The following is a 15,616-nucleotide window of genomic DNA, read 5'->3' on the forward strand; positions in this document are numbered from 1 at the left end:
TTGGCCAAACAGTGAGTTGATGACGGGGTGCTCGGTGAAACGCATTCACTTCACGGCGGAGGACCTGGCGCGGACCCGTGTGGCCACGACGATCGGCGTGGCGGCGGAGACGTTCGACAGTGTGAGGCTGTTGAGGGATCGCGACGCCAGTCCCGCCTTCCGCCGTTGGCAGTTGTCGGTGCGTGGACGGCTGGGCGGTCAGGCCGGCCCGGTTGCCGCGTTGCTGCCCATGCGTGGTCCGCTGCTCGACGCGATGAGTCTGATGGGAGACACGGCATCCATCGACGAGGCGGTGGACAACTTCATGGCGGCGCCCCGCGCTCTGCTGCGCCTCGAGCTGGAGAACATCGACTTCCACCCTTCACACCGGTCCTGGGCCCGGAACCTGATGGACAATGACCGGGAAGCTCGCCTCCAGGTGACTGCGGCGCTCAGGGCCTGCCACAGTGTCACCGTCGCGCCCTTCTGGAGCAGGGTGCGCTCTCATCTGAGTGAGGTCCGTGCCGCTTACGTGGGCACGATGGCTGACGGCGGGGTGGAACAGCTCTTCACCACGCACTGCGGCCCGTTTGCCCGCTGGCGGCCACCCGTGCTCGAAGTCGTTCACCCGCACGATGCGGACATCCACCTGAGCGGGCGAGGTCTCGTCATCGCACCCACAGTGTTCTCCACACCGCAGATCGAACTTCTGTATTCGGCACTGGACCCGGCCCAAGCACCCACGCTGGCCGTCCCCACCCTCAGTGGAACCTCACTCAACACCTCACTGTGGGAAGGCATCGGCGAGTCCACCGCCCAGTCGCTCGACGACCTGCTGGGACGCACCAGGGCCGCGGTACTGAGGGCGGCCGTCGGCGGATGCGGCACCACGGAGCTGGCCCGCCGTGTGAACATCTCGCCGGCGACCGCGAGCCACCATGCGACGGTGCTGCGCAATGCCCACTTGATCACCACCCGGCACGAAGGCAAGGCGGTCCTCCACACCGTCACGTCACTGGGCATCGCCCTGCTTGGGCAGAGCTTCCTCGGCTGACCGGCCGGCACGTTTCGACGGTCATCGAAACCTTGGCGACTGTCCCCCGGCGGAGCCTACGCTTCGACGGGCGTTGATCACGGATGTCGAACGCCGGGATCCCAGGAACCTCCTGAGAGCGGACTGACGCACCGAATCCGTTACACGAATCGGAAAGACGTAACTGTGCAAAGCAGATTGTCGAGGGTCAAGGCGATGCTCGCCGTTGCTGCGGCAGTTCTGGCTCTGAGCTTCAGCGCCGGCGCCTCATCAGCCAGTACTCCCGCCGATATCAGTCCCTATGCCTCCCAGGCCAAGCAGGCAGGCCTCACCGCCACTCAGACGGCGGCACTCCAGGGCGAGGTAGGCCGGTATCTCGCCCAGACAGGAGGAAAGCAGGTGGCCGCCAATGTGATCGACCTGGGCGGCAAGCATCTGATGTTCGTGGCTCTTCCCGGCGAAGCACATCCCCGCGACATGACCAACGGGGTGCTGGCCGACCCCTGCGCCCTACCTGTCGCTTACGGCTACTTCTGCGCCTACAGCGGGCGGAATTACACCGGTACTCCGATACCCATGTGGAAGTGCGCCCTTTACCGCATTCCATGGACCGCCAACGGGTCGTGGATCAACAACCAGACGACCGGTACCGTCGCCAACTTCCTGGACAACAACGGCGTCTCGGGCTGGCATGACAGCGGCGCCTTCAGCGCGGACGACGACGCACCCTGGTACTGGGTCCACTGGGTCAAGAACTGCTGACTGAGTGGTCAGGTGATTCGCGTTTGAGCGCGAGTCAAGTTCGGTGGTCGACATCCGCCCCACCCGTACTCCGGACACTCCGCCGCGCCGACCACGGCCACTAGGAACCGGGGATCGGAAACACGCACTTGCGGAGTACGGGAAAGAGCCCGGGAGGAGAATCCTCCCGGGCTCTTCTTCCATGGGAGGAAGCTATTTCGGGTCCCGCGCGAACTCGGTGAGGCTCGTGGAGACGGGTTCCGGGCGGCCGTTGTTCTGTGCGGGTCCGGCGGTCAGTACGTCGAGGTGCTGGTAGCCGTCGGCGACCACGGGGTGGAGGTCGGTGGGGACCCGGCCGGCGAGCAGTCCGTCGCCCGCGAGGACGGTGAGCGTCGGGTTCGCGGTGAGCCCCTCCGGGTGCACGACGAGCCGCTTCACCTGCGGGGAGGTGGCCAGTTCGAGGTCGGTGATCAGCTTGGTCGGGAAGTACTGCTCGGTGAAGTCGAGCGGCTGCTGGGCGAGGCTGCGGGCCAGCTCCTGGATGTCGGTGACCTCCTTGCCGGCGCCGGTGAACGGTGTTCCGTCGGCCGACCGGTACCCCGGGTCGTCGGGGTCGCCGACCCGGTCGTAGTTCCGCCAGATGTAGAGCGGCCCGTGCGGCCGGTCGGGGATGGCCTTGTACGCGATACCGAACAGCCCCGGCTGCTCGTCGCCCCCGTTCGCCACGGGGAAGGACTTGTCCGAGATCGGCCCGCCGTCGAAGAACCCCACGCTGCTCTGCAGGAAGGCCAGCGGTACGGAGTTGTCGTCCATCAGCGCGCCGAGCACCGTCTCGTTGGTGAGCCGGAAGTCCTTCACGGCGGGTGAGCCCGTCAGGAAGGCGGCGGTGTCCTTGGCGAACAGGAAGCGGTTCGTCGCCTCGATGTTGACGTTGGCGGGCAGATACGACGGCAGGTCGGCCTCGCCGCCCGGGTCCCGTGTCGCGCCGACACCGGCGATGGCCAGCAGGGTCATCGTCTCGGCGTTCAGCAGGACCGGCGCCGACAGTGAGCGCGGCAGCAGTCCGCTGTCGAGCCCGGCCTGAACCACGCCGTAACCGAGGCCGATGTCGGGCAGGTTGGTGTCGTCCGGGATGCTGCCGCTCAGGTCGGCGAGCGAGGTGGAGACGGTGGTGTCGAGGGCGAAGTAGCCGGCGCACTGGCGGTGCCCTGCGTCGGCGGTGGTGGCCGGGTCGCCGTCGAAGTCGGCGACCGCGAAGTACCCGGTGATCACACCGCCCAGGGAGTGCCCGCCGCACAGCACCTTCCGTGCGCGTAGGCCCTGGTCGGGCAACTCGGTGGTGAGCAGGGTGTACTGGTCACGGACGGTCTGCTCGATGCCGAGCTTCGCCATCCATCCGAGCTTGTCGTTGCCGGCGAATCCGGCGAACGTACGGCCCGCGACCTGCTTGCCCCGGTAGTAGTAGTCGACGGCCGTGTGCTGGTCGCCGGAGTCGATGCCGGTGTGGTCCTCCATGCAGTTGGAGCGCCGGTCCAGGGCCCAGAACTCGATGTGCCGGCCCTGTTCGGCAGCGCGCGCCACGGTGTTGCGGGCGACGCTGTCGAACGCTCCGGCGCCCTCCAGGATGCCCGGCTGGGCGACGAGGATCCGGTCGGCGTCGCCGGACTTCGTGGGCCCGGCGGAGGAGCGGTAGCGCAGATAGGACAGCCAGTCGCACGCCGCCGGCCGGGCCCCGAAGGACGCCGGCAGCGGCGCCTTCACCCGGACCACCGTCTCCGTCACGCCGGCGACCGCCGGGTTCGACGTCGCCACGGGGGCCTCGGTGCGCACGCTCTCGCCGTGCGCCTCCGGGGCCACCGCGGTGAGCGTCCCGGTGGTGAGCAGCACCGCGAGCGCGGTGCCGCGCAGCCCTGTGAAGGGCGTCCTTCTGCTGCGACTCGTCTTCATAGCGGGACCGTAGGACCGCGCGAACCACCCGCTCAGGCGGTGCTCACAAGAACGCAGCTCCCGGTGGCACCTTTGTCATCAGGCACCAACCGTTGTCGCCGGTTACAGCCCGTCGTTCTTCATGGCGGCGACGATCCGGACGTGGCGGTCGGCCGCCGTGCCGGACCACTCGTTCTCGTAGTTCAGGCCGTAGGGCCAGAAGTGGCCGCCGCCGGTGGACAGTTTGGCGCCGGCACCGTCGAACTGCCTTACCAGGGCCGTGGCTTGTGAGCCGGTCCAGGTGCCACTGCCGCCCAGGGAGGACCAGCCCGAGCTGGTGCCCACGCCTATGGTGTGGGCGATCTCGTGCAGAGCGGTCCGCTCGGTCATGTAGCTGCGGTTGCCGCCGAAGCGGATGGTGCCGTTGATGTTGCCGTCGGCGGTGGGGACGCCGGGCTCGTAGCGGACGGTGATGGTCTTTCCGAGGTCGCTGAGGTTGTTGTAACGGGCCACGGCCGCGTTCATGGCCGTGGTGATGAGGTTGTATGCGGACTGCTGGTCCGTCGTGGGGTTGCTCGCCCGTACGAGGGACCAGGTGATGGTGGCCGCCGCCGCCCGTTCGCCGGCCGCCGGGGCGGGTTGCGGGGCCGCCTGTGCGATGCCGGGGCCTGCCACCATCGCGGCTGCCAGGGCGGCCACCACCGCTTTGTTGCGCCAAGAAACTCGCTGTGAACTCATGGGGGCTCCTGTGGGGGGATGAGCCGTCGCGTAGGGGGACGACGGTTTCCTGAAAGCGCTTTCCCAGGTTGCCCGGAGGCTAGCCAGCTGTTTCCGGCACGTCAACGAACTGCACCAAGTCCGCTCACCACAACGGAACTTGCACACCATCTTGACGTGTTCATTTTTGTCATCAAGCATGCCGTCAGCTCGATTCCTTCTGTTCGGTTCTGTTCGCCTCCTTGCTGTGGAAGGGAATGCCGTGGCCTCTCGGCACCGCCATCGCATCGCCCGGGCCCTGGCCCCGGCGGTTCCTCTGGTACTCGGCGCGGGTCTCCTGGTCCCACAGCCCGCGGCGAGCGCGGAAGCGGCGGCGCGGAGCACCGTCACCGTGCGGATCGACCCGTCGTACCAGCAGCAGGAGTTCGAGGGCTGGGGGACGAGTCTCGTCTGGTTCGCCAACGCGACGGGCGGCTACCCGGAGCCCGTCCGAAGACGGCTGGTGGACATGCTGTTCGGCAAGGACGGGCTCGATCTCAACATCGCGCGCTACAACATCGGCGGCGGCAACGCCCCCGGCGTCCGCACCGACTACATGAAGGCCGGCGCGACCATGGAGGGCTTCTGGAAGGCCCCCGCGGGCACCACCCAGAAGGACATGGACTGGTGGGACCCGAACGACCCGGACGACTGGAACTGGGACGCCGACGCGAACCAGCGCTGGTGGGTGGACCAGATCAAGGACAAGGTGACCACCTGGGAGGCGTTCAGCAACTCGCCGCCCTGGTTCCAGACGGTCAGCGGGTACGTCTCCGGGGGCTTCGACGCGAACACGGACCAGATCCGAGCGGACCGGGTCGACCAGTTCGCCGCCTACCTGGTGCGGGTGACCGAGGAGATGGAGAAGCGGCACGGCATCAAATTCGACACCATCGATCCGCTGAACGAACCCAACACCAACTACTGGGGTACCCAGTTGGGCGCCGACGGCCAGCCCACGGGTGGCCGTCAGGAGGGCGCGCACGCCGGTCCGGCGCTCCAGCAGAAGGTCGTCCTCGCCCTCGACAGGGCACTCGCCGGAGCGAAGACCCACGCGACGGTCTCCGCGATGGACGAGACCAACCCGAGCATCTTCACCCAGAACTGGAACGCCTACGGCGCCGACGCCCGGGCCGCCGTCGACCAGCTCAACGTGCACACCTACGGCACCGGTATGCGCACCAGCGCCCGGGACATCGCCAAGGGCGCCGAAAAGAAGCTGTGGATGAGCGAGGTCGAGGGCACCTGGGGCACCGGGACCGACTTCACGAGCATGGAACCGGGGCTCGGCATCGCCACCCGGATGGTCGACGACATGCGTGAACTGGAGCCCTCCGCCTGGGTGTTCTGGCAGCCGATCGAGGACTCGATCCCGCAGGCGGCGGCCGGCAAGAACTGGGGCAGCATCCACGTCCCGTTCAACTGCACGGCGACGGACACCCTGGAGACCTGCCCGGTCAAGGCCAACTCCAAGTTCCACACCATCCGGAACTTCACGCACTACATCCGGCCCGGCGACCACTTCGTGAAGACCGACGATCCGTCCACCGTCGCCGCAGTCAAGGCGTCCGGCCGTGCGGCGACGGCGGTGCACGTGAACAGCGGTACGACCGAGCGTTCCGTGACCCTCGACCTCTCGCGCTTCGGCAGGGTGACGGGGAAGGCCACCGTCACGCCCGTCGTCACGAGCGCCGACGGCGCGCTAGTCCGGGGCACGCCGGTCCCGGTGACCGACCGGTCGGCGACGCTCACCGTCCCCGCGAAGTCGGTCACGACCTTCCTGGTCTCGGGTGTCAGCGGCGTGGCGAAGGACGCCGCCCTCGTCCAGCCCGGCCATGTCTACCGGCTGCAGGGCACCCAGAGCGGCAGGTCGCTCACCCCGTCGGACGACAACGCCGGCGTCGTCATCCGCACGACCGACGCCGCGAACCCCCAACAGCTCTGGTCCGTACGGCAGTTGACCCCGGGCACCGACAACCGCGAACGCTACGCCCTCATCAGCGCGACCACCGGCAAGCGGCTCGCCGTGCGCGACAACGTGGCCGTCCTGGAGAACCCGGAACCGGACCCGGCGAACAGTGGGTCCGACAGCGCCGCCCAGTGGATACTTTCGACCACCGGCGACGGCTCCTGGACGTTCGTCAACGCCGCCACCAGCCGACTGCTCGACGTCACCGGGCAGTCCTCGACGGACGGCACGAAGGTGTCGACGTACACCCCGACCTCGGCGGACAACCAGCGCTGGGCCGTGACCGACGAGACAGTGCTGCGCACCGAGCCCGCGAAGACGTTCACCGTCCCGAGGCTGCGCCCCGAGCTGCCGAAAACGGTGACGCCGGTGTTCCGGAACGGCGCGCGGGACGCCCTTCCCGTCGTGTGGGACCTGCCCTCGGACCGGGCCTGGAGCAAGCCCGGGACCGTACGGGTCAGGGGTGAGGCGACCGACTCGCTCGGGCACACGATCGCCGCGAAGGCGATCGTCACCGTCGACACGATCGCCTCGACCCTGCCCGGCCGTGCCAAGACGTACGTGGGCGGGCACCCGGAGCTGCCCGCGACGGTCGTCGGCGTCGGCAGGAACGGCGGCCGAACCGACCTTCCCGTCACCTGGGACCCGGCACCCGAAGGCGCGTTCGACACGACCGGGACCGTCACCCTGCACGGCACCGCCCGGATCGTGGGCGGCGGGACGGCCGACGCGACCGTACGCGTCCAGGTCACGGCGCCGATGACGACGAACATCGCACCCGACCCGGACGTCTCGGTCGCCGCCACGTTCACCGAGAGCGGGTACTCCGCGGAGAAGCTGCGCAACGGCGACCCGACCGAGAAGGCATGGTCCAACTGGAAGCCGGGGAACACCAAGAACCCCTCCGACACCATCACGTTCACGCTGCCGAAGGCCCGCGATCTGAGCAGGGTCGTCGCGCACTTCTACCGGGACGGGTCCAGCGCGTCCTTCCCGGCGAGCCTGCAGGTGCAGGTGCGGGCGCCAGGCGCCGACATTTGGACCGACGCGAGCGACCCCGTCCCGGTCGGGACCGAGGGCGCGCCGGTGATCGACGTACCGCTGACGGCGGGGCCCGCTGCCGGGGTGCAGGTGGTCATGACGGCACGTCAGGGCGGATATCTGACGATGAGTGAGATCGAGGTGTACGCCAAGTCTCCAGGCGTCTCCTCGGACTCGGCCGCCGCGTCGGTCGAGGTGGCCGGCGTGCCGGTCGCCTCCTTCGACCCGGGCACGACCGACTACCGGGTCGCGACCGGGGATCCGGCGGGCGCCGAGGTCACGGCGACGGCCCGCGACCCGTATGCGGACGTCACGGTCGAGAAGGTCCGCGAGCACGGCCGCACCCGGGCCGTCGTCACGGTGACCGCTGAGGACGGCACGCGGACGACGACGTACGGAATCACACTCGTACGACGCTGACGGCCGGCCGAGGAGACGGGAGCCGCTCGCCCGGCTCCCCTCCCCCTTGCTCTTGCTCTTGTTTCCGGCCTTCAGCGCCTCAAGTCTGCCCGGACGGACGCGGCGACGACCGCGTCCCGCTCGTCCCGGCTGAACAAGCCCTGGGACAGCCAGTTGTCCGCGAGAACCCGGACCGCGTCCAGGAAGACCCCCTGGGCGGCGAAGGGAGCCCGTGCCCAGAGCACGTCGAGGAAGGTCAGTCCGTCCGCGCGGGCTCGGTTCGGTACGCCGGAGATGGCCGTGCCGAACTCGACGACGGGCTCGGAGCGCCTGAAGTAGGCGTGGTAGCGGGCGGTGTCCGCGATGTGGAAGGGGGCCAGGGTCAGGCCGTGCGTGGTGAAGTGCAGTGGCCGCCCTTCGGGTTTGACGGAGGCGGCGAGGTCGCCCCGCAGGGTGAAGTCCTTGTAGAAGGAGAAGGTACGGAAGGTCGTGCTCTGGCTCCGGGCGACCAGGAGGACCGGGCCGTGGAACAGCGACTGGACGGTGGGGTCGTCCAGGGCCCGTTCGACGCGCAGACGGTAGGGGGCGGAGACGGTGATCCGGTCGCCGCGCTGCCAGTTCCTGCTCAGGGTGAGATAGCTGCCGGGGACGGTTCCAGCCTGCTGCGGGACCCCGTTGACCGTGACGGTGAAGCCTCCCGTGGCCCAGGATGGCACCCTGAGCTTCAGGTCGAAGCTGCCGCCGCCCTCGCGGAATGTCAGGGTGCGTACCCCCTCGTTCGGGAAGTCGCTGGTCTGGTCGATGACGAGGCCGCGCTCCGGCCAGCGCAGGGTGGAGGCGAGGTACAGGTTGACGTACAGCGCGTTGCCGTCGGCGGAGCGGAAGTACACCGAGTCCTGGTACTTGGTGTGGTTCTCCATACCCGTACCGCCGCAGCAGGTACCGGTGTTGTCGTACTCCCGCACGACCCCGGGCCCCATGCCGACGAAGTAGGTGACCTCGGGACTGACCGTGCTGCGGGCGTCCCGGCGGGAGGCGAGGATGTGGTTGGTCAGGCCCCGTTCGTAGTAGTCCATGTAGGCGGGGTCGGGGGTGTGGAAGAAGAGCTGGCGGCTCAGTTTCAGCATGTTGTACGTCGCGCAGGTCTCGGCGTTGTTGTCGCCGAGCGTCGCCGCTATCGCGTTCCGCGCCCGGAACATCTCCCCCTGGCCCGTGCCGCCCAGGCTGTAGGTCCGTGGGCCCGCGACCATGCCCCAGAAGTTGCGGGCGGCAGCCGCGTACTCGGCCTCCCCGGTGTGGTCGAACAGCCTGATGTAGCCGGTGAACTGGGGGATGTGCTGGTTGGCGTGCCTGCCGTCGAGAATGTCCCGGTTGTCGGCGCAGGCGTCCAGCAGCGCCGTGTTGTCGAAGAAGCGGGCGGCGGCGAGGTGTTCCGCCCGGCCGGTGAGGGCGTACAGGTCGGCCAGCACCTCGTTCATGCCGCCGTACTCACCGGCGATGTAGATCGACCACATACGGTCCAACTGCGCCTGGGGCAGCCGGCTGAGCCTGCTGTGCACCCAGTCGCCCATCCTCGAGGCGATCGTCAGTGCCTGCTGGTTCCCGGTCAGGGTGTGGGCGTCGAGAAGGCCGCGCATGATCTTGTGGCAGGTGTAGTAAGGCGCCCAGATGGTCGGGTAGGTCGTGTAGCTCTCCAGCAGGATGAACTGCGTCTCCGGGTACGCGGCCAGAAATCCGGGGTGGCTGGGCCTGGGCGATCCGTGGTCCGCCAGGGCCTGTTGGCACTCGCCGAGCGCGCTGACCAGGTAGTCGAGCTTCGTCTTCAGCGCGGCTTCCCGGGTGTCGGCGTACGCCTGCGCGACGAGGGTGAGGAAGTGACCGCCGAAGTGGCCGCGCAGGTTGCCGTCGGCGGTCTCCCAGCCACCGGGCGGCTGCGCGCCACGGGTGTCGAGCCCCGCGTTGGCGCGGAAGACGGCGAGGATGCGGTCGGCCGGATAGGACCCGGCGTACTCCAGCATCAGATCGCGTTTACGGCGGAACACACCGTCGCCCAGGGCGACTTGGTCCAGCGGGAATGGCTGTACGGCCCAGGTGGACGGGGCTGCCGCGGGAAGGGTGGTGCCGGACACGGGCGAGGCGGGGAGGGCCGGGGCCGCGTGCGCCGCCGGGATCGCGTACGCGAGAGGTGTGGCGGCCACACTTCCCGCAGCGAGCCTCAACAGGCCTCGCCGGGTGGGGGGTTGAGTCATCTCGTCGGGCTCCGATCGTGGGGGTTCGGGGGCCTGTCTCCAGTTGTCCGGTCCATGGTCGGTCTGGTCGGGTCCATGGTCTGTCCGGTCTATGTCTCTGTGGTCGGCAACCACACGCGCATCGTCGAAGGGCCGCGGTTCGCCCAGGAGTTGTAGGGGACCAGGACGATTCCCATGTGCTCGGCGGTGGAAACGGTGGCCCGGTCCAGTGGCCGGTAAGGCCATGCGGCGTCGACCGGACCGTCCTGGGCGAGGAGTTCGCCGGGGGCGACGACGGTGCCGACCGGTCCGTCCTCCGGCTCGGCGGACGGATCCACTCGTACGGTGTCCACCTCACGCCCGCCCGGCAGGTCCACCGACTCGGCGCAGTACACCAGCGGGCCGCGCTGGACGGCGACCGTGCCGCGTACGGCGTCGATGTGCGGGTCCGGTTCGATCCACCGGGGTGCCACGGGCAGTTCGAGCCGGATCTCGTCGCCGGGGCGGAAGGCCCGGGTGACCTCGGCCGTGCCCGGGTCGACCGTACGGCAGGCTCCGTCCGGGTCGACCAGGTAGGCCGTGGCGCCCTCCGTCCAGGCGGGGACGCGCAGCGACAGAGTCCAGGGGTGGCCCGGGAGCGAGCGGTCGATTCGTACCGTCACGTTGCCGCCGGACGGGTAGTCGGTGCTGACGCGCAGGGCGACGGCGTGGCCGCCGGTGAGGGACGTGGCTATCTCCGCGTCGGCGTACTGGTGGAGCTGGATGCCCTGGTCGTCGGCCGTCGCCAGGTGGGCGGGGAGCTGAGCCAGGGTGCGTGCCACGTTGGTCGGGCAGCAGGACACCGCGAACCAGGGGGCGCGCAGGCTCGATTCGGCACGCGGACTGACCGCGTCGGCAGCGGGTGCCGGGCCCCGATGACGCCGGTGCAGGGTGTTGGCGTAGAAGAAGGAACGGCCGTCCTCGGACGGGGAGGTGGCGACCACGTTGAACAGGGTCCGCTCGGCGAGGTCGGCGTAGCGGGGGTCGCCGGTGGCCAGGAGCAGCCGCCAACTGAGCTGTACGGAGGCGACGCCGGCGCAGGTCTCCGAGTAGGCGCGGTCGGGCGGGAGGACGAAGTCGTCGCCGAAGGCCTCGTCCCGGTGGTGGGAGCCCATACCGCCGGTCAGATAGGTGCGCCGGGCGACCGTCGCCTCCCACTGGCGCCCGACCGCCGCGAGCAGTTCCTCGTCGCCCGTCTCCACGGCCACGTCGACCGCGCCGGACGCGAGGTAGAGGGCGCGGACGGCGTGGCCGCGCAGCACGGTGGCGTCCCGTACCGGCAGGTCGTCCTGGTGGTAGACGCGGCCGAACTCGCCGTCGGCTAGGGTGCCTTGGCCTCGGCGGTCGATGAACAGGGCGGCCTGGTCGAGGTAGCGCTCTTCGCCCGTCAGCCGGGCGAGTTCCACGAGGGCCGTCTCGATCTCCGCGTGGCCGCAGACGCGTTCGATGCCGCCTCGGCCGAAGGTGGCGCAGATGTGGTCGGCGGCGCGTCGGGCGACCTTCGTCAGCTCGCCCTCGCCCTGTGTGCGGGCCTGGGCGACGCCCGCCTGGATCAGATGCCCGTAGCAGTACAGTTCATGACCCCATTCGAGGTCGCTGTAGCGGGGCTGCTGTCCGGGATGGCCGAAGGCGGTGTTCAGATAGCCGTCCGGTTCCTGGGCGGAGGCGACAGTCGCCGTGAGTGCGGCGATGTCCGCGTCGAACGTGGCGCCGGTGTTGCCCGTGGCCGTCTGCCAGGCCATCGCTTCGAGGAGTTTGTAGATCTCGGAGTCCGCGAACTCCCTTCCCCGCCGGGTCTGTTGGATGCGGCCGTCGGTGACGGCCCGGAAGTTGCCGGTCCAGCCGACGCGTTCCATCCAGTCGCGGCAGTGGGCGAGGGTGGCGTTGGCGTTGGTCTCCCGGCGCCGGTCCCAGAAGCCGCCGGTGATCCTGACCTCGTCCAGGCCCAGTGGACGCAGTCGTCCCCTGGTCGGTGCCACGGGCAGCACGGTCGACAACTCTCGGTTATCGCTCACCAATTGATGCCTTTCATCCGGTCGTCCGGTCGGTCAGCCCTTCAGCGCGCCCGACATGAAGCCCCGTACGTAGTGCCGCTGCAGCAGCAGGAAGACGAGGAGGCAAGGGACGGCCAGGACGACCACTCCGGCTTCGGTGGCGCCGTAGTCGACCGCGCCCATGCTCTGCTGGCGCAGGTTCGCCACGGCCAGCGGCAGGGGTGCCTTCTCGCTGTCGGAGATGAGGATCAGCGGGGCGATGAAGTCGTTCCAGGCGGCGAGGAACGCGAAGAGCCCCACGGTGATCAGCCCTGGACGTACCGCCGGGAGCAGAATCCGGCGCAGTGCGCCCGCCGTGCCGCAGCCGTCGACGAGCGCCGACTCCTCCAGTTCGCGGGGCACCGCCTCGAAGGAGATGCGCATCATGAAGGTGGCGAACGGTAGTTGGAACATCGCCAGGACGAGGCTCAGTCCGACCAGCGAGTTCTGGAGGTGGAGCCGGCCGAGCAGGACGTAGAGGGGGATGAGGAGGGTGGCGTACGGGACCATGAGGATGGCCAGCGTCAGCAGGAACAGCAGGTTCTTGCCGGGGAAGTCGAAGCGGGCGAAGGCGTAGCCGCCCAGCAGGGACACCCCGAGGGTCAGGGCGACAGTGAGCGCGGAGACGATCGTGCTGTTGAGGAAGTACTGCCACAGGCCCGCGTCGTAGTGGAGCAGGGTCCGGTAGTTGCCGAGTCCGTAGCCGGACTCCTGTGCGGTGCCGGGCTGACCGCTGACCGAGGCCCAGGCGTTCCACACCAGGGGGAAGAGGAAGACGACGGCCAGTCCTCCGGCGAGGACGTAGTAGGGCGTACGGCCGAGGGCGCGGGTCAGCACCGTGGTCTCCCTTCCGATGGCGTGCGGTTCGCCTCTTGCCGGCTCATGACTCGTCGGCACGGCCCAGGCCGCGGAACTGGAGGGCGTTGAGCAGGAGCAGTACGGCGAGCACGATCACCGAAAGGGCCGCCGCCGTACCGAGGTTCATCCGCTGGAAGGCCTCGCGGTAGATCAACTGGACGACGGTGACCGTGCTGTTGTCCGGTCCGCCCTTGGTGAGGACGAAGAACTGGTCGAAGGCGAGCAGTGATCCGGTCACACAGAGCAGCAGCGTCAGCGCGAGGGACGGGCGCAGCAGCGGCAGTGTGATGGAGCGGAAGATCTGGCCCCGGCTCGCGCCGTCCGTCCGGGCCGCCTCGAACACCTCCTGGGGGATGCGCTGGAGGCCCACGAGGAGGATCAGCATGTAGAACCCGGCGAACTTCCAGACGATGAGGAACACCGTCGAGAGAAGGGCGGAGGTCGGGGTGCCGAGGAAGGACACCGGGTCGTCGACGAGGCCCAAGTTCTCCAGGATGCGGCTGAGGGGTCCGGTGGTGGGGCTGTACAGGCCCCAGAAGAGCAGGGACGCGGAGGCGAGGCCGAGGGCGCCGGGCAGGAAGTAGACCGTGCGGAAGAAGCCGGCTCCCGGGCGGGACTCCTGCACCAGCAGGGCGAGGAGAAGGGCGAGGCCGAGGAGGACGACCGTGACGATCACCGTGTAGAGGAGTGTGAAGCGGACCGCAGGCCAGAACAGGGTGGTGTCGATGGCGTCCGTGTAGTTCTCGGGGGCGTTGACGCCCCGGTCGCCGGCCAGGAGTGGCCAGTCGCTGAGGGACATCTGGCCGACGAGGAGCAGTGGGAGCAGGAAGAAGACGGTGACGAACACTGCCGTGGGGGCGGCATAGGCGAGGCCCTGGGTTTTGCGGGAGGTCCACCAGCGGCGGGCCGGTGTGCGCGTTCCAGGGTTGACCGGTGGGTCCCGGTGCGCGGGCGCCGATCGGTTGGGCGCCTTCATGTGCATGGCTCTCCTCTGCCGTGCGCTGCGGGTGAGTGGGGGCTGGTCGCGCCCACGCGGCGGAGCCGCCCAATGTCACAGCCCCGCGCCCCTGAAGGGACGGGGCTGCGCCCCTGTCCCTTCAGTCGGCCAGGGAGGCGCTGACCGCCTCGTTGTCCTTGGCCACGTCCGATCCGTCGCCGAAGGCGGCGTCGCGCATCAGGCTCAGCCAGGGGCCGTTGGGGTCGTTGAAGGTCTGGCCGAACTTCAGGGCGTACGGGGTCCGGCCGTCCGCCACCAGCTGGTTGATGGTCACCAGCCGCGGGTCCGCCTTGGAGTACTTGTTGGAGGCGAGGTCGGTGCGTGCCACCACGTCCTTGTGGGCGGCGACCACGTCGACCTGTGCCTGGTCGCCCAGGGACCAGGCGAGGAAGTTCCAGGCCTGGTCGGCCGACTTGCTGGTGGCGGAGATGCCGATGGCGTCGCCGCCGACGAAGGTGGACCTTCCGCCGTCGGGTCCGGGGATGGGCGCGACACCGAGGTCCAGGTTCTTGGGCATCAGCCCGAGGGTGGTCGAGGGCATCGGCATGACGCCGACCTGCCCCTTCGGGAAGACGCCGGTCCAGGTGGCGCCGGTCTCGTCGCGGGCGCCGGGGGCGACGATGTCGTCCTTGACCCAGCCGCGGTAGGTGTCGTAGACCTTCTTGGCCGTGGCGGAGTCCAGGGTCGCCTCGGTGCCGTCCTTGTTCAGCACGTCCTGGCCCGCTGCCCAGATGGACGGCCACCAGGTGAAGACACCGCAGCCGCCGCAGTTGCCGCCGAAGAAGGTGCCGTTGACACCGCCGCCGAGCGCGTCCACCGCGCGCGCCTGTTGATCCCACTCGGCGAGGGTGGTGGGCGGCTTCTCCGGGTCGAGCTTCGCCTGCCGGTAGAGGTCCTTGTTGTAGAAGAGCACCGACAGATCGAGGGTGTGCGGGACGACGTACTTCCGGTCCTCGTATGTGCCGGCCTTGATGTGCGACTGGGCGAGGCTGTCGGCGAAGGGCAGGGCGTCGATACGGTCGGTGAGGTCGGTGAAGAGGCCGCTGGAGGTGTAGTTGGGGACGAACACCACGTCGGAGGCGAAGAGGTCGGGCAGGTCCTTGGCCCCGGCCGCCGCGCCCACCTTGGCCTGGTAGTCGTCGGTGGGGATCACGGTCAGCTCGATCCGGTTCTTGTGGCCCGCGTTGTACGCCTTGACCAGGGCCTCGCTCTGCGGCCTGGTTGCCGCCCGGGTCCACATCGTCAGCGTGGCGCCGTCGTCGGTGCCCGTGGCACCGGCCGCTCCCCCGCCGCCTCCTCCCCCTCCGTCCGAGCCGTCGTCCCCGGAGCCGCAGGCCGTGACCAGACTCGCGGCGGCGAGAACCGCGACGGCACCGGTGGCGAGTCTGCGGAGGCGTCGACGTCCGTGTCCACGTGGCCCGGTCGTGCTCCCCATAACGATCCCCCTCGTGTGGGTTCTGCTGGGTTCTGCGCCGAAAAGAAGCCGAAAAGGCTTTCTGAACGTAGGGACTCCGCTCACTGCCCGTCAATCCCCTTGCACAGAAGGGAAGTCGGAGGTTCGGCACGGACGTCCACCGAAAACCGTGGAAGTACGCGGAACGCGCCTGGACCGAAACA

At 69.1% G+C, this 15,616-nt stretch carries 10 protein-coding genes; 3 read left to right on the plus strand and 7 right to left on the minus strand.

What is annotated here, in order from left to right:
* The first annotated feature begins 34 nt into the window (after positions 1-34).
* Positions 35-1,033, plus strand: coding sequence for an ArsR/SmtB family transcription factor (locus OG241_RS05205; RefSeq protein ID WP_405813938.1), 999 nt, complete (start codon positions 35-37; stop codon positions 1,031-1,033).
* Positions 1,034-1,228: 195 nt separating this feature from the next.
* Positions 1,229-1,774, plus strand: a complete 546-nt coding sequence (locus tag OG241_RS05210) for a hypothetical protein (protein ID WP_405813939.1) — start codon at positions 1,229-1,231, stop codon at positions 1,772-1,774.
* Between the two features lie 192 nt (positions 1,775-1,966).
* On the opposite strand, the gene OG241_RS05215 is transcribed toward OG241_RS05210, so the two are convergent.
* Together OG241_RS05215 and OG241_RS05220 are read right to left on the minus strand one after the other, a co-directional pair.
* Complete coding sequence (locus OG241_RS05215) at positions 1,967-3,700, minus strand: hypothetical protein (RefSeq protein WP_405813940.1); 1,734 nt, start codon at positions 3,698-3,700, stop codon at positions 1,967-1,969.
* A 102-nt stretch (positions 3,701-3,802) separates the two neighbouring features.
* On the minus strand, positions 3,803-4,417 hold the full coding sequence (locus OG241_RS05220) for a hypothetical protein (RefSeq protein WP_405813941.1): 615 nt from the start codon (positions 4,415-4,417) through the stop codon (positions 3,803-3,805).
* Between the two features lie 241 nt (positions 4,418-4,658).
* Here OG241_RS05220 and OG241_RS05225 point away from each other — a divergent pair, with 241 nt between their 5' ends.
* Complete coding sequence (locus OG241_RS05225) at positions 4,659-7,865, plus strand: glycoside hydrolase (protein WP_405813942.1); 3,207 nt, start codon at positions 4,659-4,661, stop codon at positions 7,863-7,865.
* A 71-nt stretch (positions 7,866-7,936) separates the two neighbouring features.
* Here the strand turns inward: OG241_RS05225 and OG241_RS05230 are convergent, their stop codons facing one another.
* From OG241_RS05230 to OG241_RS05250, 5 genes are all read right to left on the minus strand, one after another.
* Positions 7,937-10,093 carry a beta-L-arabinofuranosidase domain-containing protein gene (locus OG241_RS05230; RefSeq protein WP_405813943.1) on the minus strand — a complete coding sequence of 719 codons (2,157 nt, stop codon included), beginning with the start codon at positions 10,091-10,093 and terminating at the stop codon, positions 7,937-7,939.
* An 89-nt stretch (positions 10,094-10,182) separates the two neighbouring features.
* A complete protein-coding gene (locus OG241_RS05235; protein ID WP_405813944.1) occupies positions 10,183-12,126 on the minus strand; it encodes a glycoside hydrolase family 127 protein in 1,944 nt (647 codons plus the stop codon).
* Positions 12,127-12,159: 33 nt separating this feature from the next.
* Complete coding sequence (locus tag OG241_RS05240) at positions 12,160-12,981, minus strand: carbohydrate ABC transporter permease (protein ID WP_405813945.1); 822 nt, start codon at positions 12,979-12,981, stop codon at positions 12,160-12,162.
* A gap of 43 nt (positions 12,982-13,024) precedes the next feature.
* Positions 13,025-13,984, minus strand: coding sequence for a carbohydrate ABC transporter permease (locus OG241_RS05245; protein WP_405813946.1), 960 nt, complete (start codon positions 13,982-13,984; stop codon positions 13,025-13,027).
* Between the two features lie 115 nt (positions 13,985-14,099).
* Positions 14,100-15,434 (minus strand): ABC transporter substrate-binding protein, encoded by a 1,335-nt coding sequence (locus OG241_RS05250; protein WP_405813947.1) that lies wholly within the window; start codon positions 15,432-15,434, stop codon positions 14,100-14,102.
* Positions 15,435-15,616 lie beyond the last annotated feature (182 nt).

The organism is Streptomyces sp. NBC_01390 (genome assembly GCF_045040105.1).
Lineage (GTDB): Bacteria > Actinomycetota > Actinomycetes > Streptomycetales > Streptomycetaceae > Streptomyces.

Excerpts from the sequence above, each read along its gene's own strand:
- OG241_RS05220 (WP_405813941.1), bottom strand. The coding sequence starts at position 4,417 with ATGAGTTCACAGCGAGTTTCTTGGCGCAACAAAGCGGTGGTGGCCGCC.
- OG241_RS05250 (WP_405813947.1), bottom strand. The coding sequence starts at position 15,434 with ATGGGGAGCACGACCGGGCCACGTGGACACGGACGTCGACGCCTCCGC.
- OG241_RS05230 (WP_405813943.1), bottom strand. The coding sequence starts at position 10,093 with ATGACTCAACCCCCCACCCGGCGAGGCCTGTTGAGGCTCGCTGCGGGA.
- OG241_RS05210 (WP_405813939.1), top strand. The coding sequence starts at position 1,229 with ATGCTCGCCGTTGCTGCGGCAGTTCTGGCTCTGAGCTTCAGCGCCGGC.
- OG241_RS05215 (WP_405813940.1), bottom strand. The coding sequence starts at position 3,700 with ATGAAGACGAGTCGCAGCAGAAGGACGCCCTTCACAGGGCTGCGCGGC.
- OG241_RS05245 (WP_405813946.1), bottom strand. The coding sequence starts at position 13,984 with ATGCACATGAAGGCGCCCAACCGATCGGCGCCCGCGCACCGGGACCCA.